General features: G+C 66.9%; 19 protein-coding genes. 8 read left to right on the forward strand and 11 right to left on the reverse strand.

What is annotated here, in order from left to right; genetic code table 11:
* Both ABIC94_RS17320 and ABIC94_RS17325 read right to left on the reverse strand, forming a co-directional pair.
* Positions 1-996, reverse strand: coding sequence for a Bug family tripartite tricarboxylate transporter substrate binding protein (locus tag ABIC94_RS17320; protein ID WP_354374236.1), 996 nt, complete (start codon positions 994-996; stop codon positions 1-3).
* A 65-nt stretch (positions 997-1,061) separates the two neighbouring features.
* Complete coding sequence (locus ABIC94_RS17325) at positions 1,062-2,126, reverse strand: tartrate dehydrogenase (RefSeq protein WP_354374237.1); 1,065 nt, start codon at positions 2,124-2,126, stop codon at positions 1,062-1,064.
* A gap of 110 nt (positions 2,127-2,236) precedes the next feature.
* On the opposite strand from ABIC94_RS17325, the gene ABIC94_RS17330 reads away from it, so the two are divergent.
* Positions 2,237-3,169, forward strand: coding sequence for a LysR family transcriptional regulator (locus ABIC94_RS17330; RefSeq protein WP_354374238.1), 933 nt, complete (start codon positions 2,237-2,239; stop codon positions 3,167-3,169).
* Positions 3,170-3,197: 28 nt separating this feature from the next.
* Here ABIC94_RS17330 and ABIC94_RS17335 read toward each other — a convergent pair whose 3' ends face one another.
* Together ABIC94_RS17335 and ABIC94_RS17340 are read right to left on the reverse strand one after the other, a co-directional pair.
* On the reverse strand, positions 3,198-3,674 hold the full coding sequence (locus ABIC94_RS17335; RefSeq protein ID WP_354374239.1) for an NUDIX hydrolase: 477 nt from the start codon (positions 3,672-3,674) through the stop codon (positions 3,198-3,200).
* Positions 3,671-5,116 (reverse strand): PLP-dependent aminotransferase family protein, encoded by a 1,446-nt coding sequence (locus ABIC94_RS17340; protein ID WP_354374240.1) that lies wholly within the window; start codon positions 5,114-5,116, stop codon positions 3,671-3,673. The genes ABIC94_RS17335 and ABIC94_RS17340 overlap by 4 nt, the downstream gene beginning before the upstream one ends.
* A gap of 134 nt (positions 5,117-5,250) precedes the next feature.
* Between ABIC94_RS17340 and ABIC94_RS17345 the strand changes: the two genes are divergently transcribed.
* From ABIC94_RS17345 to ABIC94_RS17355, 3 genes are all read left to right on the forward strand, one after another.
* Positions 5,251-6,387 (forward strand): pyridoxal phosphate-dependent aminotransferase, encoded by a 1,137-nt coding sequence (locus ABIC94_RS17345; protein ID WP_354374241.1) that lies wholly within the window; start codon positions 5,251-5,253, stop codon positions 6,385-6,387.
* Positions 6,388-6,519: 132 nt separating this feature from the next.
* A complete protein-coding gene (locus ABIC94_RS17350) occupies positions 6,520-6,825 on the forward strand; it encodes a hypothetical protein (protein WP_354374242.1) in 306 nt (101 codons plus the stop codon).
* A gap of 116 nt (positions 6,826-6,941) precedes the next feature.
* Positions 6,942-8,093, forward strand: a complete 1,152-nt coding sequence (locus ABIC94_RS17355; protein WP_354374243.1) for a DSD1 family PLP-dependent enzyme — start codon at positions 6,942-6,944, stop codon at positions 8,091-8,093.
* A gap of 57 nt (positions 8,094-8,150) precedes the next feature.
* Here the strand turns inward: ABIC94_RS17355 and ABIC94_RS17360 are convergent, their stop codons facing one another.
* Entirely contained in the window at positions 8,151-8,462 is a 312-nt protein-coding gene (locus ABIC94_RS17360; RefSeq protein WP_354374244.1) for a hypothetical protein, read from the reverse strand.
* Between the two features lie 249 nt (positions 8,463-8,711).
* Complete coding sequence (locus ABIC94_RS17365; RefSeq protein WP_354374245.1) at positions 8,712-9,539, reverse strand: crotonase/enoyl-CoA hydratase family protein; 828 nt, start codon at positions 9,537-9,539, stop codon at positions 8,712-8,714.
* A gap of 96 nt (positions 9,540-9,635) precedes the next feature.
* On the opposite strand from ABIC94_RS17365, the gene ABIC94_RS17370 reads away from it, so the two are divergent.
* Positions 9,636-11,489, forward strand: a complete 1,854-nt coding sequence (locus ABIC94_RS17370) for a PhoX family protein (protein ID WP_354374246.1) — start codon at positions 9,636-9,638, stop codon at positions 11,487-11,489.
* Positions 11,490-11,517: 28 nt separating this feature from the next.
* A complete protein-coding gene (locus ABIC94_RS17375; RefSeq protein WP_354374247.1) occupies positions 11,518-11,907 on the forward strand; it encodes a DUF488 domain-containing protein in 390 nt (129 codons plus the stop codon).
* A gap of 1 nt (position 11,908) precedes the next feature.
* Here the strand turns inward: ABIC94_RS17375 and ABIC94_RS17380 are convergent, their stop codons facing one another.
* Entirely contained in the window at positions 11,909-12,811 is a 903-nt protein-coding gene (locus ABIC94_RS17380; protein WP_337295954.1) for an SDR family oxidoreductase, read from the reverse strand.
* A 146-nt stretch (positions 12,812-12,957) separates the two neighbouring features.
* Here ABIC94_RS17380 and ABIC94_RS17385 point away from each other — a divergent pair, with 146 nt between their 5' ends.
* The gene (locus ABIC94_RS17385) at positions 12,958-13,836 is read left to right on the forward strand and encodes a CoA transferase (RefSeq protein WP_354374248.1); all 879 of its coding nucleotides are present in this window, start codon (positions 12,958-12,960) and stop codon (positions 13,834-13,836) included.
* Here ABIC94_RS17385 and ABIC94_RS17390 read toward each other — a convergent pair whose 3' ends face one another.
* From ABIC94_RS17390 to ABIC94_RS17400, 3 genes are all read right to left on the reverse strand, one after another.
* Complete coding sequence (locus tag ABIC94_RS17390) at positions 13,837-15,954, reverse strand: esterase-like activity of phytase family protein (RefSeq protein ID WP_354374249.1); 2,118 nt, start codon at positions 15,952-15,954, stop codon at positions 13,837-13,839.
* 124 nt (positions 15,955-16,078) lie between these two features.
* A complete protein-coding gene (locus tag ABIC94_RS17395) occupies positions 16,079-16,999 on the reverse strand; it encodes a hypothetical protein (RefSeq protein ID WP_354374250.1) in 921 nt (306 codons plus the stop codon).
* Between the two features lie 36 nt (positions 17,000-17,035).
* Entirely contained in the window at positions 17,036-17,965 is a 930-nt protein-coding gene (locus ABIC94_RS17400) for a DMT family transporter (RefSeq protein WP_354374251.1), read from the reverse strand.
* Between the two features lie 260 nt (positions 17,966-18,225).
* On the opposite strand from ABIC94_RS17400, the gene ABIC94_RS17405 reads away from it, so the two are divergent.
* Positions 18,226-18,918, forward strand: a complete 693-nt coding sequence (locus tag ABIC94_RS17405) for a cold shock and DUF1294 domain-containing protein (RefSeq protein ID WP_354374252.1) — start codon at positions 18,226-18,228, stop codon at positions 18,916-18,918.
* A gap of 2 nt (positions 18,919-18,920) precedes the next feature.
* On the opposite strand, the gene ABIC94_RS17410 is transcribed toward ABIC94_RS17405, so the two are convergent.
* A complete protein-coding gene (locus ABIC94_RS17410) occupies positions 18,921-21,320 on the reverse strand; it encodes a YgiQ family radical SAM protein (protein ID WP_354374253.1) in 2,400 nt (799 codons plus the stop codon).
* Positions 21,321-21,478: the final 158 nt, after the last annotated feature.

The raw sequence follows: 21,478 nt of genomic DNA on the forward strand, positions 1-21,478 counted from the left end.
CTACTCGACCGAAACCTTGCCTTCTTTCACGAGCTTGGCGAACTTCGTCGTCTCCTCGCGAATCCGGGCCGCCATCTCGGCGGAGCTGTCGCCGATCGGGTCTGCCCCGATCGCCTGCATCCGTTGGGCGAAGTCCGGCGACTTGATGATCTTGACCATCTCGGTGTTCAGCTTCGCAACGATGTCCTTGGGCGTTCCGCCCGGCGCCAGCACGCCGAACCAGGTGCCGATGTCGAAGCCCTTCAGCCCGGCCTCGTCGAGCGTCGGAACATCGGGCAACACGGCAGAACGCTTGGCCGTGGTGACGGCCAGCGCGCGCAGCTTGCCGCCCTTGATGTGCTGCAGCACCGGCGTGATGGTGTCGAAGGACATGTCCACCTGTCCGCCCAGCAGGTCGGTCGTGAGCGGCCCGCTCCCCTTGTAGGGCACGTGCAGCAGCTTCACGCCGGTGCTGGCCTGAAACTGGGTGCCGATGAGATGCTGCGCGGTGCCGTTGCCGTTGGAGCCGTAGGCCATCTCCTTGGACGATGCCTTGGCGAGGGCAACCAGTTCGGCCACCGACTTGGCCGGCGTGAGCGAAGCGTTGACCACCAGCACATTCGGCACCATTGCCACCGTGGTGACGGGAACGAGATCTTTCTGGAAGTCGTACGGAAGCTTCTTGTAGACGCTGGTGGCGATGGTGTGGTGCACCGCGCCCATCAGCAGCGTGTACCCGTCGGGCCTGGCCTTGGCCACGTAGTCGGCGCCGAGCGTGGCACCGGCGCCCGGCTTGCTCTCCACGATCACGGCCTGGCCCAGGCTCTTGGACAGCGCATCGGCGAGCGCGCGCGCCAACACGTCGGTGGTGCCGCCGGACGGGAAAGGCACGACCAGGCTGATCGGCTTGGCCGGCCATGGCTCCTGGGCGGCGGCCCAGGGTGCGATGGAAAGGCCGAGAGCCGCGAAGGCGGTTCCCGTCAGGGTGCGGCGCCCGATGGCGAATGGTTGCTTCATGTCTTTGTCTCCTGCTGACGGTCTGCGCCGTTCTTCTTGCGGTTGCGGTTTGAAATGGATGTTCTTTATGCGAGCCGCGCGCACACAGCCTGCGTGACCTGCGCGGTGGTGGCGGTGCCGCCGAGATCCCGTGTGTGAAGCGTCGGGTCGGCCGTCACGGCCTCGACGGCCTGCATGACACGCCGGGCGGCCTCGGCCTCGCCCAGGTGCTCCAGCATCATCACGACCGACCAGAAGGTGCCGACCGGGTTGGCGAGGCCCTTGCCCATGATGTCGAAAGCAGAGCCGTGAATCGGCTCGAACATCGACGGGTAGCGGCGCTCGGGGTCGATGTTGCCGGTCGGCGCGATGCCCAGGCTGCCCGCGAGTGCGGCGGCCAGATCGCTGAGGATGTCGGCATGCAGGTTGGTGGCGACGATGGTGTCGAGCGAGGCCGGCCGGTTGATCATGCGCGCGGTCGATGCGTCGACCAGTTCCTTGTCCCAGGTCACGTCCGGAAACTCCTTGGAGACTTGCAGCGCGATCTCGTCCCACATCACCATGGCGTGGCGCTGGGCGTTGCTCTTGGTGATGACCGTGAGGAGCTTGCGGGGCCGCGACTGCGCCAGCCTGAAGGCGAAGCGCATGATGCGTTCCACGCCGGCACGGGTCATCATCGACACGTCGGTGGCGGCTTCGATGGGGTGGCCCTGGTGCACGCGGCCGCCGACACCGGCGTATTCGCCTTCGGAGTTTTCGCGCACGATCACCCAGTTGAGGTCGTCCGGTCCGCAGCGCTTGAGCGGCCCGTCGATGCCGGGCAGGATGCGCGTCGGGCGCACGTTGGCGTACTGGTCGAAGCCCTGGCAGATCTTCAGGCGCAGGCCCCAGAGGGTGATGTGGTCGGGAATGTGCGGATCGCCCGCCGAGCCGAACAGGATGGCGTCCTTGCCGCGCAGCGCATCGAGCCCGTCGTCCGGCATCATCACGCCGTGCTCGCGGAAATAGTCGCCGCCCCAGCCGAAGTTCTCGAATTCGAATTTGAAACTGCCGCCTGCCGAAGCCAGGGCTTCCAGCACCTGCTGGCCGGCGGGCACGACTTCCTTGCCGATGCCGTCTCCGGGGATGGTTGCGATCTTGTACGTCTTCATTTGCGCCGCGGTCCTTTGAATGGTTCAGCCGATTCTGTCGTTTGCACTCGACGGCATCACACGGTTAAAGTGAATCCATCGTTAACCGCAAGTCAACAATCGCTTCAACCATGAGCCAAGGCATCCAGCCCTCCGAACTGGGCTTCTTCGTGCAGATCGCCACGGGCGGAAGCCTGAGCGCCGCGGCGCGTAATCTGGGCGTGTCCACGCCGGCGGTGAGCAAACGGCTGTCCCTGATGGAGCAACGGCTTCGCATGCCGCTAGTAAACCGCACCACGCGGCGCATGAGCCTGACACCCGAGGGCGAGGTGTTCCTGGAACATGCGCGCCGCATCCTCGGCGAGCTCGACGACCTCGACCAGCTCCTGGCCAAGGGCCGGGGGTCGCCGAAAGGCCTGCTGCGCGTGAACGCGACGCTGGGCTTCGGCCGCATGCACGTGGCGCCGGTGATTTCACGCTACAGCCGCTTGTGCCCCGACGTCGAGGTGCAATTGCAGTTGTCCGCCGACCCGCCGCCGCTGACCGACGATGCCTTCGACGTCTGCGTCCGCTTCGGCGAGCCGCCGGATGCGAGGGTGATCGCGAAACGCCTGGCGCCGAACCGGCGGCTGCTGTGCGCCTCGCCGAAGTACCTGGCACAGCGCGGAATGCCGGTCGTGCCCAGCGATCTGGCGCGCCATGACTGCATCGGCATTCGCCAGGGCAACGACGCCTATGGGGTGTGGCGCCTGTCGAGCGGAAAGGGCCGCCGCGAACACACCGAAACCATCAAGGTCCGCGGCGCGCTGACCACCAACGATGGGGAGATTGCGGTGCGCTGGGCACTCGACGGGCATGGCATCGTGATGCGCGCGGAGTGGGACATCGAGCGCTATCTGGCAAGCGGCCGCCTCGTGCAGGTGCTGCCGCAATACCGAACGCCCAACGCCGACATCCATGCCGTCTACGCGCAACGGCATCAGCTCTCGTCGCGTATCCGGGTGTTCGTGGACTGCCTGTCCGATGCCTTCGCGCGCCTCGGGTCTGGCAGCGCGAAGAGCTGAGCCTATAGCTTGCGCTCTACCCGAACCATCATGGGTACTCGCGCTGCACGGCGTGGGAAAAAACCGGCGGATTGGCCGCCAGAGAGGCTGGAAGAAAAGTCGGCCGCAGGTTGATGGCCGCAAGCTCCGTGACCGGGAACCAACGAAACTCCAGGTCCAGGTGGCTCTCGATGCCCCGGTAGATCCGTGCCTTGTCCAGGTGGCCCGAAGTGTCGGCCAGCGAGACGAGAAAGTAGAAACCGATCTCGTGATTGCGCTGACCGGCAAGGTCGAAAAAATTCTCCGCAATGTGGAGAAGCTCGCCGCATTCGACTTCCTCGCCGAGCTCTTCCTTCATCTCCCGAACGATCGTTGCCGACGCCTCCTCGCCCACTTCGACCCGGCCGCCCGGCAAGGCCCAGTAAGCGTCGCCCGGTGCGCGGTGCACGAGTACATGGCCGGCATGAAGAATGATTGCGGCGGCCCGAACCTGGAAACGCTGGCCGTGAAGATGGACTGAAATCATGGCTTGAGGCTCCGGCCCGCAAACGCCTTGCAGGCCATGGCGCCGAGCGTGCGCAGGCCCTTCTCGATCCGCGCGTCCCAACCGTGGCCTCCGCTCAGGCGCAGGCAGTTTGCGTATTTGCCGCTGGCCGAGAACACGACGCCGGGTGCGAAGCAGATCCCCTTCTCCAGCGCCTGCGCAAACAGCAGCCGCGTGTCCGCCGGTTCGGGCAGCTCGAGCCACAGCACGAAGTTGCCTGCAGGCCTCGACACCTTCGTGCCCGGAGGAAAGGCCTGCTCGATCACGCGCGTCATGCGGCCGAGCGTGTCGGCGAACTCGCGCCGGATGCGGCGCAGGTGGCGGTCGTAATCGCCGTTCGAGAGAAAGGTGGCGAGTGCCACCTGCGTCAGCACCGGTGTCGCAAGGCTCGTCGCGAACTTGGTTTCGAGCACTCGCGCCATGTGGCGGCCGGTCACGATCCAGCCGATGCGGTAGCCCGGCGCGAGCGTCTTGGAGAACGAGCCGCAATAGATGACGTTGTCGTGCGTGTCGAGCGCGCTGAAAGGCAGGGGCCGCTCTTCCCCGAAATGAACGTCGCCATAAACATCGTCCTCGATCAGCGGCACGCCGTGCTTCGCCAGCAGGCGCAGCACGGCGCGCTTGTTCTCTTCGGGCATGGTGCAGCCGAGCGGATTGCTGAAGCTCGATGCCAGCACGCAGGCGCGCACCTTGCCCGAGGCCACGACGTCGCGCAGTGCATCGACATCCACCCCGGTATTGGCATCGGTCGGCAGCTCGACCACCTTGAGCTTCTTCGCGCGCAGGACCTGCAGCAGTCCGAAGTAGGTCGGCGACTCGATGGCGACGGTGTCGCCGGGCTCCGTGACTGCGTCGAGCGCGAGCGCCAGCGCTTCGGTGCAGCCGCAGGTAATGGCAATGTCGTCCGGCGAGAGCGCCTGCCCGAACCGCAGCGCGCGCCGCGCAATCTCCAGGCGCAGCGACATCTCGCCGCGCGGCGGCGAGTAGGTGTTGCACTGCCCGCCCTTCACGCGGGCCGTGCGCGCAAGAACGAGGTCGAGCTTGGACGAAGACAGCAGGCGCTGGTTCGGGATGGCGCAGCCGAGCGGCACCAGGGTTTCGTCCGACGCGTTCTCCAGCAGGTCGAGCATGAGCCCCGACAACTCCACCTTGGCGGGCCGGATCGAATGCCGCGTGGTCGTGGGCACGGGCAATGCGGGCGGCGCCTTGGCGACGTAGTAGCCCGACTGCGGCCGCACTTCGAGAATGCCGCGGTCTTCGAGCAGGCGGTAGGCCTGCACGGCTGTGCTGAGGCTGGTGCGCTGCTGCGTGCTGATCTCGCGCAGCGACGGCGCCCGCTTTCCGGGCTGCAGCGCGCCGCGGCCGGCCAGGCCGGCGACGAAATCGGCGACTTCTTCATAGCGAAACCGGGGGGACTGCGACACGGATGGCTCCTGCTTGCGTGGACGACACGGCACGCAACTGTACTGCACCTAATTTCAGGAAATTGTGGCTGTTATCGCGACCCGTGAATCTGCAACATGAGTGCCAGCGACAACAACGGATCAAGCAGCAGCACATGGCACGGTTTCCTGACAACGAGATCATCTCCCTGGTCAGCAAGGCGCCCCGCTTCGACCTCGCGGAAAGCGTGGGCCCGAGCGTGCGGCTCTCGGAGCTGATCGACATGGCTTTCGGCAACGACGCCGACTTTTCGCTGGACTACGGCACAGCGGCGGGCAACCCGGAGCTCCGCCGGCAGATTGCGAACGAAAGCGGGGTCGACGCCGATGACGTCGTGGTCACGGTCGGCGGCATGCACGCCCTCTTCCTCATCGCTTTCACGTTGTGCCAGGCAGGCGACGAAGCCGTCGTGGCCGAGCCGGTGTTTCCGCTGGCGCGCAATGCGCTGGCCGCCGTCGGCGCAGTGACGCGCGCGCTGCCGCTCGGCTTCGACACGGGCTACCGGGTCGACCTGGATGCGCTGCGAAAGCTGCTGTCGCCGAAGACAAAAGTGGTGAGCCTCGCCTCGCCGCAGAACCCCTCGGGCGTTGCGATTCCCGCGCAGACCTTGCGCGAGATCGTCGCGATGCTGGCCGAGCATGCGCCCGAAGCCTGGCTGGTGGTCGACGAAACCTACCGCGAGGCGGCTTATGGCGACGACATCCCGGCGCCAAGCGCCGCGAGCCTGGGGCCCAAGGTCATCTCGGTGGCCTCGCTGTCCAAGTGCCACGGCTCGGCGGGCTTGCGCATCGGCTGGGCCATCACGCGCGACACCGCGCTGCGCCAGGCGCTGGTGACGGCGAAGTTCAGCACGGTGATCTCGTGCTCGCCGGTCGACGAGGCACTCGCGCTGGCCGTGTTCAGGCAACGCGACCGAATCATCGGCGAGAGACGGAAACTCCTCGCGCAAAACCTGCAGGTCGTCGAAAACTGGGTGTCGCGCCATCCCGCTCACATCGAGTGGGTGCGCCCGGACGCCGGGGCGTTGTGCTGCGTGCGGCTGAAGCGCGAGGTCTTCGACGCCGCCGCCGTCGAACGCTTTTACGCGACGCTGGCCAAATACAGCACGCGCGTAGCACCGGGTGCGTGGTTCGCAGACGATCCGCTGGTTTTCAGGCTGGGCTTCGGATTGCCCACCCTCACGGCGCTGGCCATTGCGCTGGAGTGCGTATCGGTGGCGCTGACTGAAGCAACGCGGACCGACGGCAAATAAGGCAGGTACCTGACGACCGCGCTCGCGGCGTTCCCTGGTTTCCTGGTTGGGCGAGGCGTCGCCTGAAGGCTTACATCGCTTCGCGCGGGTGGCTGTCGCAATTCACCCCGAAGTCCTGCAATCGTTCGCCGTATGGACACAGCTGACCCCCGGCCGCTCTTCCCCTCCTGGTGGCGCATTGGCGCGCTCGCCTATTCGGCCGCGGGCGTGGTCTGCGTCGTTTCGTCGGCCGCGTATCCGGAAAGCGAAGTGCCCATGCTGGCAGCGATTGCAGGCGCGCTCCCCTGGTCGCTGGCGCTGCTGACGCTCGACCTGGCACCAGGGGTTGCGCAGACCGCGCTCTTCCTGCTTGCGGGTGGCTGGGCCATCAATGCAGCGCTGCTCTGGTGGCTGGCGCTCAGGCGTTCGGGGCACAGGATGCCGTCTCGAGGCGACTGAGAGACACTCCTCTCGAGTCGGTGCGCAAGGTACCGCCGGCGGCATTTCGGTGCGATCATTTCGCCATTCATCGTGCTCGGCGCGCGCATTCCGAATTCTGCATACAAAGGTTTTTCATGCTCACCGATACGCACTCCACGCAAGTCAACACGCCGCTGATCGGCCTTGCCGGCGGCCGGCAGTCGCTCGATACGCCCGCGCTCCTGCTCGACCTGGGCGCCCTCGCGCGCAACATCGAGCGCATGGCGGCCTTTGCCAAGGCACGCGGCGTCGGCCTCCGGCCGCACGTCAAGACGCACAAGTCGGTGGAGATCGCCCGGCGCCAGGTGGCCGCGGGAGCTATCGGCGTGAGCTGCGTCACGCTCGGCGAGGCGGAGGTCATGGTCAAGGCCGGTATTCCCGACGTGCTGATCACCTCGCCCGCCGTGACCCCGAGCAAGATCGCGCGGGTGGTCAAGCTTGCGAGGCTCGCGGGACCCGGCGGCATGATGGTGGTGGTGGACGACCCGCGCAACGCCGCGGACCTTGCGGCCGCCACGCTCGGCCTGCCGCATCCGCTCGAAGTGCTGGTCGACTACGGCGCGGGCTACAACCGCACCGGCGCTGCCAGCGAAGTGCAAGTGCTCGAGCTCGCGCGCCAGATCGCGGCCGAACCGCGCCTCAAGCTGCGCGGCTTGCAGGCCTACGCCGGCAATCTGCAGCACATTACCGACCGGGAACGGCGCAGCGCCGCGGCAGCCGGCCTGCGCGAAACCGTTGCACGCATCGTGGCGGATGCCAGGCGCAGCGGCATTCATTTCGAGATCGTCACGGGCGCGGGCACCGGCACCCACGACCTGGATTCGCAGCGCGACGCGTTCACCGAGTTGCAGGCGGGCTCCTATGTCTTCATGGACGCGGAATACACCCAAGTGCTCGGCGGCGCGGGGCAGCCCTCGCCTTTCGAAGTGTCCCTGTTCGTGCAGACGGCGGTGGTGAGCACCAACGCGGCGGATTGGGTCACGGTCGACGGCGGCACCAAGTGCTTCGCCACCGACAGCGGCGTGCCGCTGGTGGCTCGCGGCGCCGACCCGGCGAGCCGCTACGCATTCTTCGGCGACGAGCATGGCAAGCTGCTGTTCGCGGGCGCACGGCCCGCGCTGGGGGACCGTGTCGAGTTCGTCACGCCGCATTGCGACCCGACGGTCAACCTGCACGACGCTTACCACGTGGTCGACGGCGACACCCTGGTGGCCATCTGGCCGGTAGACGCGCGCGGCAGGCACTAGGGCCAGGCAACAAGGCTGCTGCAATTCAGCAGATGCGATGAACCCGCTGCGGGGCCGTCAGACGCGGGGCAATGCCGCGAGATAGGTAGACACGACGATTGCGGCCGCGCGGTCCAACTGCAGGATGTCTGCCACTTCGAAGGGGCGCGCAACCTCCTGCCCGCTGTTTTCGGGCGATCTGCGGATCTCGACAAGAACTTCGGCCGCCAACTCGCGGTCGCTGCGGGGCCTGCCATCGGGGTGCATCACCCACTCGTCTATTTGTTCGAACGGAATGCTTCGGAAAACGCCGATGACGGGGATGTACTTGTAGCGATCCTCACCCACCAGGATGGGCACGCTGAGGTTGCAGAAAAACGTGGTCGACATGCAGGATCGCCGTCGCAGTCAAAAGGATTAATTGTTAAGGAATGTGACTGAATCAGCCACCCTTCCCGACCCTTATTCCCAAGCAAGACGTGACCTTCGTCACACAAAGGTCATCTTTGTCCTTTGTGACAGCCCTCAAAATAAGGATACTTAATTCTTACACATGCGTCGTGTCATGTCGCGATTTGGCGACTTTTAGGCCCAAAAAGGCAAAAAATGCCGTGCTTCGGACGCGCGCGGAACCGGGGTTCAGACCGCCGCGCCGAACCGTGGCAGGCGTCGTTCGATGTTGGCCTGCACCGCTTCCGTCTGATTCGCACTGCCGATCAACGCCCGCTGCTCCACGGATTCGGCGATCAGCAGATCGGCCGCGCTGTGCGACAGCGAGGCATTGAGCAGGCGCTTGCCCGCCCGGATGGCGTCCGGGCTCTTGCCCGCGATGTCGTGCGCCATCTGAAGCGCTTGCGTCAACGGGTCGGCCGCCAGCCGGGTGGCGAAGCCGAGCTGCAGCGCTTCCTCGCCCGAGAAGATGCGCCCAGTGAAGGTGAGCTCGCGCACCACGTCGCTGCGGGCCAGCTCGCGCATCAGCACCATGCCGCCCATGTCGGGCACCAGGCCCCACTTGATTTCCATCACCGAAAGCCTGGTGTCCGGCGCCACGATGCGAATGTCGGCACCCAGGGCCACCTGCAGGCCGCCGCCGAAAGCCACGCCGTGCACAGCCGCGATGACCGGCACCGGCACTTCGCGCCAGACCATTGCGACGTACTGGGCTGCGTTCGAAATGCCGTGCGTCCGGTCGGAGAGATCGGTGCCGGTAGCGGCTGCCCCCAGCACGGCGCTTGCGGCGCCCTGCCCCATGCGCTCGAAAGAGGCCATATCGAGGCCGGCGCAAAACGCCTTGCCCTGGCCCGAGATCACCACGGCGCGTACTGCGGTGTCGCCGCGCAAGGCTTCGCCCGCGTCGATCAGCGCGTCGAACATCGCGGGGTCGAGTGCGTTCATCTTGTCGGCGCGTGCAAGCTGCAGTTCCACCACGCCGTCGGGGTGGCGGGTCCATTCGATCCGGTCGGCCATTTGCATGTCTCCTTCGGTTTCTTCGCGCCAGTATCACCCGATGCAGGCGCTCGGCGATGATGGCGCCTGTCGCCTACCCAACACTTCCTTCGACTCATGTCCCTGGATCGCCGGATTTTTCTGCAATCGGGTGCCGCCGCCGTGGTGGCGCTGCTCCACCGAAGTGGCGCCTGCGCGTCTCCCAACCGGGACAACCCTGCCGGGCTCGGCTTCACCGCCGTGCCCGCTTCGCTGCGCGACGCCGTGGTGGTGCCGCCGGAATACGAATGGCAACTGCTCTACCCGTGGGGTACACCCACCGGCGTGAAGGGCCACCCGATGCCGGCCTTCGCGCCCGATGGCTCCCACAGCGCGGCCGACCAGGCGTTGCAGGCGGGCATGCACCACGACGGGATGCACTTCTTTGCGCTGCCGGCCGAAGATCGCGCCCTGCTCGTGATGAACCACGAGTACAGCGACGAGCAATTGCTCCATGCCGACGGCATCAAGGAGTGGACCGCCGAGAAGGTGCGCAAGTCGCTGCATGCGATGGGCGTTTCGGTCATCGAGATCCGGCGAACGCGCGAAGGCTGGCGCCAGGTGCGCCCCTCGCCTTATGCCCGGCGCGTGCACGGCAACACGCCCATGCGCATTGCCGGCCCCGCCGCGGGCGCACCGCTGATGCGCACCGCCGCCAATCCGGCCGGCGACGAGGTGTTCGGCACCTTCGCCAACTGCGCAATGGGCGTGACGCCATGGGGCACCTACCTGACCTGCGAAGAGAACTTTCATGGCTACTTCGGCGGCCCGAAAGAGGCCGCGAAAGACATGACGCCCGCGCAACGCCGCTACGGCACGGTGCCGGGTTCGCAATGGGTGGAATACTGGCGCTTCGAAGAACGCTTCGACCTGAGCCGGCATCCGAACGAGGCGCACCGCTTCGGCTGGGTGGTGGAAATCGATCCCTTCGACCCCACGGCCAGGCCGATCAAGCGCACGGCGCTCGGCCGCAAGCGCCAGGAAAGCGCCACCTGCACGCTCGCCAGGGATGGGCGCGTCGTCGTCTACATGGGCGACGACGCACGGTTCGAATACATCTACAAGTTCGTCAGCCACGGAAAGGTTTCGGCCGGCGGCGGCGCTGCGGCCAACAGCCGCCTGCTCGACGAAGGCACGCTCCATGTCGCCCGCTTCGACGCCGACGGCCGCGGCCGATGGCTGGAACTCGTTCACGGGCGCAACGGCCTCGATGCGGCGGGCGGCTTCGCCGACCAGGCCGAGGTGCTGGTTCACGCAAGACTCGCGGGCGACGTGGTGGGCGGCACCCGGATGGACCGCCCGGAGTGGATCGCGGTGCATCCGCGGACGGGCGAGGTGTACATGACCCTCACCAACAACAGCCAGCGCGGCGACCCAGGCAAGCCCGCCCCGGATGCCGCCAATCCGCGCGCCGGCAATCTCTTCGGCGGCATCCTGCGTTGGCGGGAGGACGGCGGCGATGCCGCCAGTACCAGCTTTGCCTGGGACCATTTCGCGCTCGCCGGAGACCCCGCGCAAACGGACAGCGGCGCGCGCTATCCAACTGGCGATGCGGACATCTTCGGCAGCCCCGACGGCCTGCACTTCGACAGCGGCGGACTGCTCTGGATCCAGACCGACATGAGCGGGCAGCTCATCGGCAAACCGCCCTATGCCTCGCTCGGCAACAACCAGATGCTGTGTGCCGATCCGGCGACGGGCCGCATCAAGCGTTTTCTGACCGCACCGAATGGCAGCGAGGTGACGGGTTGCGTGGTGACGCCCGACCGGCGCACGCTGTTCGTCAACATCCAGCATCCGGGCGAATCGCGCGACGACGGCAACGGAACGCCGACCAGTGCATGGCCCGACGGCACCGTGCCCGGCAGCGCACGCCCGCGCTCGGCCACGCTGGCGATTCGCCGCCGCGACGGCGGTATCGTCGGCACCTGAAGCCCGTCATAAAAAAAAGGAGACCTGCATGAGCATTCGCATCGTTCGCCTGGGCACACCACGCGCCAGTGGCGAGGGCTTGCGCATCGGCACCGTACGCCGGCCGCCGCGCGGTGTTCCGAAGACCGAATTCGCCTCGCAGAACTGGTACGACGTGTGGTACCCGAATCTCGCGCCTTCGGCCGAGACCATGAAGCTGGGCCAGGAAGCGGAGACACCCGCGCAATGGAATGCCTTCATGCGCAAGTACAAGGCCGAGATGGCCGAGGCCGACGCGAGCCGCAGCCTCGACCTGCTCGCGGCACTCTCGCACGCCGCGGCGTTTTCCGTGGGCTGCTATTGCGAGGACGAGTCACGCTGCCATCGCTCGCTGCTGCGCGGCCTGCTGGCTGAGCGCGGGGCGGACATCGCGAACTGATTCAGCGCTGCGCCTTGTCCTTCTGGTTCTGCGCCTCGATGCGCTCGCGCGCGGCCTGCCAGTCGTCATCGCTCCATTGGCGCAGTTCGTAGAAGTTGCCACCCGTGGCCAGCGCGTTGCCGCCGTCCATCATGATGCTCTGGCCGGTGAGCCAATCGCACTGGCCAGGCGCCATGAGAAAGGCCGCCAGGTTCTGCAGCTCGCTCATACGGCCGGTGCGCGCCATCGGGTTGGTCTTCTTGCTGCGGGCGCCGGGTTCCTCGCCGGGGTTCAGGCGCTTGCTCATGCCCTCGGTCGGAATCTCTCCCGGGCCGACGGCGTTCAGGCGAATGCCGTGGCGCGCCCACTCCACCGCGAGCGACTTGGTCATGACCTCGATGCCGGCCTTGCTCATGGCCGAAGGCACCACGTAGGGGCTGCCGTTGTCGACCCAGGTCACGATGATGCTCATCACGCTGCGCAGCGCGTCGCCCTCCTTCCATTTGCCGGCCTTGGCTTCGGCCACCCAGCGCTTGCCCACAGCCTGCGTGACGTAGAAGCTGCCGTGAAAAACGATGTTGGCAATGGCGTCGAAAGCGCGCGGCGAGAGGCTCTCGGTCGGCGCCACGAAGTTGCCCGCCGCGTTGTTGACGAGACCGGTGAGGCCACCGCTCTGGAACAGGCTCTCGACCATTTCATCGACGTTCTGCGCAATGCGGATGTCCACGCCGAAGGTGTCGATGCGGCGCCCCGGGAACTGCTGGCGCCACTCGGCCGCGGTTTCTTCGCAGACCGACTGGCGGCGTCCGCAGATTGCGACGTCGGCCCCCAGGCCCAGAAAGCGCTCGGCCATTGCGCGGCCCAGGCCGGTGCCGCCGCCTGTCACGAGAATGCGCTGGCCGCTCATGAGGGAAGCTTCAAACATGGTGAATCTCCTTGGTCGTTGCAACAGAGCGGCAAAGCGCGGCGCCGCCATGGCGCATGCTACGCCGCCGGCAAATGCCATGGCTTGCGAAATCTGGCTCTGCGCGGGTAAAAATGTCCTTCGCCCTGATCACCGGATACATGACCATGCAAAGCCCCGCTGCTTCGTCTTTCCAATCGCTCGCCGGCGTGCGTGTGCTGAGCCTTGCGCTCAACCTGCCGGGCCCCGCGGCACTGTTGCGCTGCCGTGGCATGGGAGCCACCTGCCTGAAGTTCGAGCCGCCCGCCCGCGACCCGATGGCGCTCTACAACAAGGCCGCGTACGCCGCGCTGCACGAGGGCATCGAGGTTCGCACGGCCGACCTGAAGACCGAAGCCGGCCAGCAGCAGCTGCATGCCGAACTGGCGCGCACGGACGTGCTGCTGACATCTTTCCGGCCTTCGGCGCTCGTCAAGCTGAAACTCGACTGGGCATCGCTCCAGGCGCGCCATCCGTCACTGTCTCAGGTCGCCATCGTCGGCGCACCCGGCGAGCGGGCCGAGGAGCCGGGCCACGACCTCACCTACGTTGCGGAAAGCGGCCTGGTCACCGGCACCGAACTGCCGCCCACGCTCTACGCCGACATGGGCGGCGCCCTGCTCGCGAGCGAAGCGGTGCTGCAGGCCACTTTGCATGCGCGGTCGGCAGCCAAAGCGAACGGCGTGTACCTCGAGGTGGCGCTCAATGCCTCGGCCGACTGGCTGGCCTTGCCACGCACCTGGGGCCTGACCCGACCCGAGGGTGCGGTGGGCGGCGCGCACGCGGGCTACCGCGTCTACACGTGCGCGGACGGACGCGTGGCGGTTGCCGCGCTGGAGCCGCACTTTGCGGAGCGCCTCTGTGAAGCGGCCGGCGTGGCTTCGCGCGACATGTTCGCTCCGGCCACGCGCGAGGGCATTGCCGCGTGGATTCGCACACGCACCCGCGCGCAGCTCGAAGCCATGGCGCGCGAGCGCGACGTGCCGCTGCTCACGCTGGCCGAGTGATCAAAGGCGCAGTTCGCTCAGCTTGCGATCGAGCTTGATGAGCCAGATGCGCACCGGCCGCTCCAGGTCGCTGCCGCGCGTGATGCGCGCGCCCGTCACGCCCGCCGGGCACTTGGCGATGATCGCGCCGGCCGCGTCCACCGTGCAGTCTTCGACGCTGCCGGCCACGGTCTTGCCCTCGGCATCGAGCAGGATCGTGCTCAGGCCGAAGTCGTTGTCGTTCACCAGCGCCAGCGTCTGGTCGTCCACCGCGGTCAGGCCCTCGGCCTTTTCGGCCAGCCAGCCCAGTGCGTTGAGATCGAGCAGCTCGGTCTTGCGCATGGTCACCACCGTGGAGTAGTCGGCGACGCCGGAAGGCGCCTGCGTGATGCTGCTGACCTCCAGGTTGTGGTCGAAGGCCGCGATGTCGGTTGCATCGGCCGGCAGCTCGACCAGCATCAGCTTGTTGAACACCTTGCCGTCGCTCTTGCGCGCACCCTGCTCGATCACGATGAAGCGGCCGTTGCCCAGGCTCACCACGTCGCCGAGCTTGGCGTTGCCGGTGCGGTTCTTGTCGTACTGGCTGCCGTCGATCGGATAGGCGTAGAGCTTCGATGTCTCGGTGGCCGGGTCGAACGCGAGCCAGCGCGTGAACTTCGCGATGTGGCGCACATCGGTCTTGCTGCCGCCCGGCGGCACGGCCTGAATCGACTTGCCCGCGCCATCCTTCGGGTCGATCGGGCTCTGCAGGAAGCCGTGCAGCTTGCCGTCCGCCGCGTCGAGCGTCAGACCCTCCATGCCGCGATTGGCGCGGCGCTGCGCGAGTACCAACGGCAGGTCGGCGGCGCCGCTGCCGGGGGCGTATTTCTTCTCGATCACGCCGGTTGCGATGTTGATGCGTGCGATGAACGGGCCGTACTCGTCGCTGGTCCACAGCACGTTGCGCGCCTTGTCGAGCACCATCGTTTCGGGGTCGAGGCCGTTGGCGTCGTAGTTCGCCTTGGCGGCATCGAACACGTAGCGGTCGGTCAGCGGCGTTTCGCCCGTCGAGCCCACGCCCGACTGCGGCGGCAGGCCCGTGATCTTCCTGTTGGCATCGAGCTTGAGCGGCAGGCTCGATGCGAGCACCGCACCGGTCTTGCCGATGCGCACGATGCCGAAGCTCGGCGCGAACGACGGTGCGGGAAACACCTTGCTGATGTTGGTGGCGCCGCCGCCGTTGGGCACGGGCGCGGTGGGGCCGTCGCCGTTCGGGCCGCGGTCGGTAATGGCATAGAACTCGAGCGTGCCGTTGTCGGCCTTGCCCTTGAATGCCAGGCCCGAGCCGTAGGCCGGCAGGAAGCCTGCGGGAAAGTCGGCCTTTGTCTTTTCGTTGTCGCCCTCGTAGGGCACGTTGAAGCTGGCATCGGCCTGCAGCTGGTAGCGCGTGACGTCGATACCGATGGTGCCGAGCGCGTTGGTCTGCGTCGAGGCCTCGGTCACCGGCGCACCGAGGCGCGAAGCCAGCGTGTCCTCGAAGTGTTCACGCGCCAGCGTGCGGCGGCTTGAATCGACCATGCGGGCATTGTAGGGAGCGGGCAGCCCCGCGAGCACCGCATTGAGAGCGGTGTTGAAGCTCTCCGCTGCGGCGCTGAAATCGATTGCGCCAGCCGTGAGCGCTGCCTTCAGCGCCGGGGTCAGGCGAATACCGTTCGAAGGATCGCGGTCCTCGTCGAAGCTCTGCAGCGCGAGCAGGCGGTTGACCACCGCATCGGCTTTCACGTCGGTGCCGCCGGCCAGGGTCAATGGGGTGATTGCGTCTCCGCAGGCGGCACTGCCGAGCGCGAGTGCGCCGACGCTGAAGACAACGGTCTCGCCGTCCTTGCAGGCGAATTCACCATTGGCGTTGGTAGCGGCCTTGGCGCCGTTACCGGCAACGTAGTCGAGGCCCTCGACCGCCGCATCGAGGAAGGTGCCGGTCTTTGACTGGATGGCCGGTGGATTCGTGGTGCCGCCGCCGCCTCCGCCGCCGGACGCGGGGGGAAACGCCCATCCGCCGCCACCGCCACCGCCACCGCCACTACCGCCGCAGGCGCTCAACAGCACGCCGACACCCGCGAGCGCCAGCCATCCCATCTTCGATCCTCTTGTCTTCCGCATTGCTTGTCCTTGTGATGCGCCTGCGCAAAGGCGCAGCCCCCGGCGATTAGCGCCGAGGCAGATGACAAGTCCGTGAAATTGCAGTCGAAAGGCTGCGTTGGCCGCGCCTTTTCTTCGCGCCGGTTCAGCGCTTCGTGCCGTCGCGTTCGCGGTCCTCGCGCTTGACTGCGAGGTAGGTTTCCAGTTCGATCTCGTGCAGTTGCCGCGGATACTGCTCGGCCGCGGCAAACCAGGAGCGCTCGCGCCGCTCGGCGGGCGCTCCGGCTTCGGACGAGAGATAAGTGTCGAGCGTCAGAAAGTAGCGCATCGCATTGCGCTCCACCAGCCCGCGCGCACCGCGGATGTACTCGGGCTGCCCGTCGGCCTCCTTGCCCACCACGGTGAAGCCCACCTTGTTGCGGCCGAAGGTGGCCAGGTACGCCTGCGTGGCCATGCGAACCATCATGTTGTGGTCATAGCTGTAGCCGAAATGCAGGAAGCTCTTTTTCTCGTCGAGCGCCACTGCTTCGAGCGTGACGCGGTAGTTGCTCGTGCCCAGCGGTCCGCTGGCCGCGTTCATTTCGACCGACAGGTACTCCGGCGTCGCGTTGGCCACGCGATAGATGAAGGGCAGTTGGAACGCCTGATCGACCGGCTTGTCGTAGCGCCGCACGACGAACAACGTCAGCATGTCTTGCCCTTGCGGCGTGGTGCCCGCGCGGCAGCGGCGATTGTTGACGTGCAGCGTGAGCAGTTCGCACCAGTGGGAAGATTCCTTGAGCGCAGCGCTGATCTCCGGCAGCGAATGGTCCACCACGGCATAGATGTCGCCCTGCAGTCCGCTCGGCGTCTCCGCCGAATCGAGCTGAATGGGCCGCCCGAACCCGCTGCGCGCGAGCTTGCCCTTCATGCGCTGATGCGTCGCGCGCAACGCGTCCGCCGAAGCGGAAGCCGGTGCCTGCGGGGATTCGGACGGCGCCGCCACCGCATGCACCGAAGCCGCGAACAGAACGGGCCCCGCCAAGGCGCGCAACCATGAAACCGGCAAGGAGAACGGACTGCTCATGGGACCACACCATACAACGGACGGCCCTCGGCCGACTCAGCCGCCGGGTTTCGCGGCCCCTGTTTGCCGCACGAGCAACACCATGGCCAGCGCCAGCAAGGCCGCACCGGCCCACTGGCGCGGCGCCATCGGCTCGGCGAGCAGCAGCGCCGCCAGCAACGCGGCCACGAGCGGCTCGATGAGCGTGCCCACCACGGCGGCCGTGGGTGAAAGGCGCCGCGCGCCCCATGCAAAGGCCAGGTAAGCCACCGACGTCGTCACCACGCCGGTGTAGCTCACGCCGAGCCACTGCGCGGTTCCGGCGGGCCACGTGATGCCGGCCGGCCATGCGATCGCGAGCATGCAGAGCGCCGCGACGCTCATACCCCATGCGGATGCCGTGACGGCACCCAGCCGCACCGGCATGCGCGCGTTGCCGAGCACCACCATGGCGTAGCAGAGCGCCGAGCCGAACGACCAGGCCAGGCCCGCGATGTGTCCACCGGGCAAGGAACTCCCGTTCCAGCCCTCGGCTGGCATGACCAACAGCCCCACGCCGGTCAGCGCCAGCACGAGCCCTCCAAGCAGTCGCACGCCGAAAGGCTCGTAGCCGCGCAGCACGGACACCAGCGCGACGATCACCGGTGCGCAGCAGATCGAGATCACGGTCGGAAGCGCCGCGCCCAGATGCGCAATGCCGGCGAACCAGAAGCTCACGTTCAGCGCCATGGCCGCGCCGGTGCCGACCACCTGCCACCGCTCCCGCCGCGCCAGGTTGCACCAGCGCGTGCCGGCACCCGCGAAGCTCGGCTGGCGTTGCGCGTGCCAGTGCAAATACCAGAGAAGCGGCAGCCCGAGGGCGAAGCGCGCCAGCGACAGGCTCTGCGGCGCAATGCCGCCATCGATGAGGAACTGCGCCACCAGCGCACCACCGCCCCAGAGCGCGCCGGCCAGCAACACGCCGCCCCAGGCCAGGGCGGCAGACATTCTTGCGTTCATTCTTGAAATTTCTCCATGACGCCCGCCGCATTCGAGGGCGGGCATGACCATCCAGCCGCCGCCCGCCTCATGAAGGGCGGGCAGCGGCGACCACTTGCAGGTCTGAGCGCGGCGAAAGGTGCGCGCGTCAGCAGCGGGTCGAAGGAGGGGGAGAGTGGTGCAGATGCATGGGCGATCGATGATAGAAGCCGGGCGCGGCAGCCGCAAGCGAGAATCGGCGCCATGTGCCCTCCTCTTCCTCGCATGCCATGAAGCGCCAAGGCCGGCTCGTGCGCTGGGAGCCCGAGCGGGGTTTCGGCTTCATTCGAAGCCCCGGAGTGTCCGCCGACGTGTTCGTGCATCTGCGCGACTTCCTCGACCGGCAACTGAAGCCGCAGGTCGGCATGGAGTTGAGCTTCGAGGAGATCCACGTGGGCGGCAAAGGGCCGCGTGCAATGGCGGTTCACGCCGTGGGTACCGCTCAGCCTCAAGCCCGGCAGACGGAGGCGCGCAGAGCTCCCGCATCGCCGCATGCACGTCGCACCGCAGCCGACTCGAGACGGCGCGGCGAGGCAGTGCACTCCTCTTCATCGCCGTCGATGCTGCCCATCGGCGTGCTGCTTCTGGGTTACGCAGCGCTGCTCGGCTACGGCGTATGGACCGCACGCCTGCCGCCGCTTGCCTTGGGCGTGCTGCTGCTGATCAACCTTCTGACCGTCGTCATCTACGGTGTCGACAAGAGCGCCGCCCAGGCCGGCCGCTGGCGCACCGCGGAAAGCACGCTGCACCTGCTGTCGCTGATGGGAGGATGGCCGGGGGCGTGGTGCGCGCAGCGGCTCTTCCGCCACAAGTCGCGCAAGGCGAGCTTCATGGCGGGCTACTGGGCCACTGTGCTGCTGAATATGGCCGCGGTCGCCGCGTGGGTCGGCAAGCTATTGCCGGCGAGCCTGCTCGCGAGCTGAACTCAGCGCGGCTTGCGAATGCTGCCGCGCACCGGGCCGGCTGCGGCCTTGCGCGGCGGCGCCGCACCATTGTCCCGCGGCGGCAGACCGGTGTGCTGCGTGAGCATGCGCCCCTTCGACGGTTTCACCGGCGCCAGCCTGACTGGCGCAGCAGCCTTGGCTGCCACCGGCGCGGAGGTCGAGTTCTTGCGCCGCGCGCTCGTGTAGCCGCCATCGGTCAGCGGCTGCCACGTCGGGATCAGGTGGTGCTTGCCGTTGCCGATCAGGTCGGCGCGGCCCATGCTCTTCAAGGCCTCGCGCAGCAGCGGCCAGTTGTTGGCGTCGTGGTAGCGCAGGAAGGCCTTGTGCAGGCGGCGGCGCTTGTCGCCGCGCACGATGTCCACCGTCTCGCTTTCGCGCGTGATCTTGCGCAGCGGGTTCTTGTTGGTGTGGTACATCGTGGTGGCCGTGGCCATCGGGCTCGGGTAGAACGTTTGCACCTGGTCAGCGCGGAAGCCGTTCTTCTTGAGCCAGATCGCGAGGTTCATCATGTCCTCGTCGCTGGTGCCCGGATGCGCGGCAATGAAGTACGGAATCAGGTACTGCTTCTTGCCCGCCTCGGCCGAGAATTTCTCGAACATCTGCTTGAACTTGTCGTAGCTGCCGATGCCGGGCTTCATCATCTTGGTGAGCGGGCCCTGCTCGGTGTGCTCGGGCGCGATCTTCAGATAGCCGCCGACGTGGTGCTGCACCAGCTCCTTCACGTACTCGGGCGATTGCACGGCCAGGTCGTAGCGCAGGCCGGAACCGATCAGGATCTTCTTGATGCCCTTGAGCGCACGCGCGCGGCGGTAGATCTTGATGAGCGGATCGTGGTTGGTGCCAAGGTTCGGGCAGATGCCGGGGTACACGCAGCTGGGCTTGCGGCACGCCGACTCGATCTCGGGGCTTTTGCAGCCGAGCCGATACATGTTGGCCGTGGGGCCGCCGAGGTCGGAGATGGTGCCCGTGAAGCCGCTCACGCTGTCGCGGATGGCCTCGACCTCCTTGATGATCGATTCTTCCGAGCGGCTCTGGATGATGCGGCCCTCGTGCTCGGTGATGGAGCAGAAGGTGCAGCCGCCGAAGCAGCCGCGCATGATGTTCACGCTGAAGCGGATCATTTCCCACGCGGGGATCTTGGTCGTGCCGTCGTGGCTGCCGTTTTCGTCGGCATAGCGCGGATGCGGGCTGCGCGCATAGGCCAGGTCGAACACGTGGTCCATCTCGGCCGTGGTGAGCGGAATAGGCGGCGGGTTGATCCACACGTCGCGCGCCGTGGCGCCCTCGCCGTGCGCCTGCACCAGCGCGCGGGCGTTGCCGGGATTGGTCTCGAGGTGCAGCACGCGGTTGGCGTGGGCATAGAGCACCGGGTCGGCGCGCACCTGCTCGTACGACGGCAGGCGAATCACGCTGCGGTCGCGCGGAGGCACCTTGATTCTGGTGCGCTGCGTAAGCGCGGGATTCGGCACGAAAGTCAACGGCTTGATCGCCGGATTAACCGGGTTCGCCGCCGCGCCGGCTTCGGCGGCCTGTGCCACGGCCTGGGCTTCGTCTTCCTTCGCACAGGTGGCGCCATTGGCCTTGGCCTGCTCCGACACCATCAGGTACGGGTTGACATGAGCCTCGACACGGCCGGGTTCGTCCACGCTGGTGGAGTTGATCTCGAACCAGTCTTCGGGCGTGTCGCGCCGCACGAATGCGGTACCGCGCACATCGGTGATCTCGTGCACCGGTTCGCGGGCCGCCAGCCGATGCGCAATTTCGACGATGGCGCGCTCGGCGTTGCCGTACAGCAGCAGGTCGCACTTCGAATCGACCACGATCGAGCGGCGGACCTTGTCCTGCCAGTAGTCGTAGTGGGCGATGCGGCGTAGCGACCCTTCGATGCCGCCGAGGATGATGGGAACATCGTTCCAGGCTTCCTTGCAGCGCTGCGAATACACGATGGCCGCGCGGTCGGGCCGCGAGCCGCCGATGTCGCCGGGCGTGTAGGCGTCGTCGCTGCGGATCTTCCGGTCCGCCGTGTAGCGGTTGATCATCGAATCCATGTTGCCGGCGGTCACGCCGAAGAACAGGTTCGGCTTGCCCAGCGCCTTGAAGGGCTCGGCGCTTTGCCAGTCGGGCTGGGCAATGATGCCCACGCGGAAGCCCTGCGCCTCGAGCATGCGGCCGATCACGGCCATGCCGAAGCTCGGGTGGTCGACGTAGGCGTCGCCCGTCACCACGATGATGTCGCAGCTGTCCCAGCCGAGCGCGTCCATTTCCTTGCGCGTAGTGGGCAAGAACTTGGCCGTGCCGAAACGGGCCGCCCAGTACTTGCGGTAGCTGGTCAGCGGCTTGGCGGCACGCGCAAAAAAGGAGACGTCGACGGGGGCGTTCATCAGTGGGGGATATGGCAGCGATATGGCAGCGCGGCTTGGCGGGCTCGGCGCAGCAGTGGGCAACCCACGATTTTAGGGTTTTCCAGCACTCCTGTCGCGTCCCGCCTCGTTGGCGCGACTTCAGCAAGGCCTTTAGTTAATTGCCAAAGTCAACCATT

It is taken from the genome of Variovorax paradoxus (assembly GCF_040544635.1).
In the GTDB taxonomy this organism is placed as follows: domain Bacteria; phylum Pseudomonadota; class Gammaproteobacteria; order Burkholderiales; family Burkholderiaceae_C; genus Variovorax; species Variovorax paradoxus_R.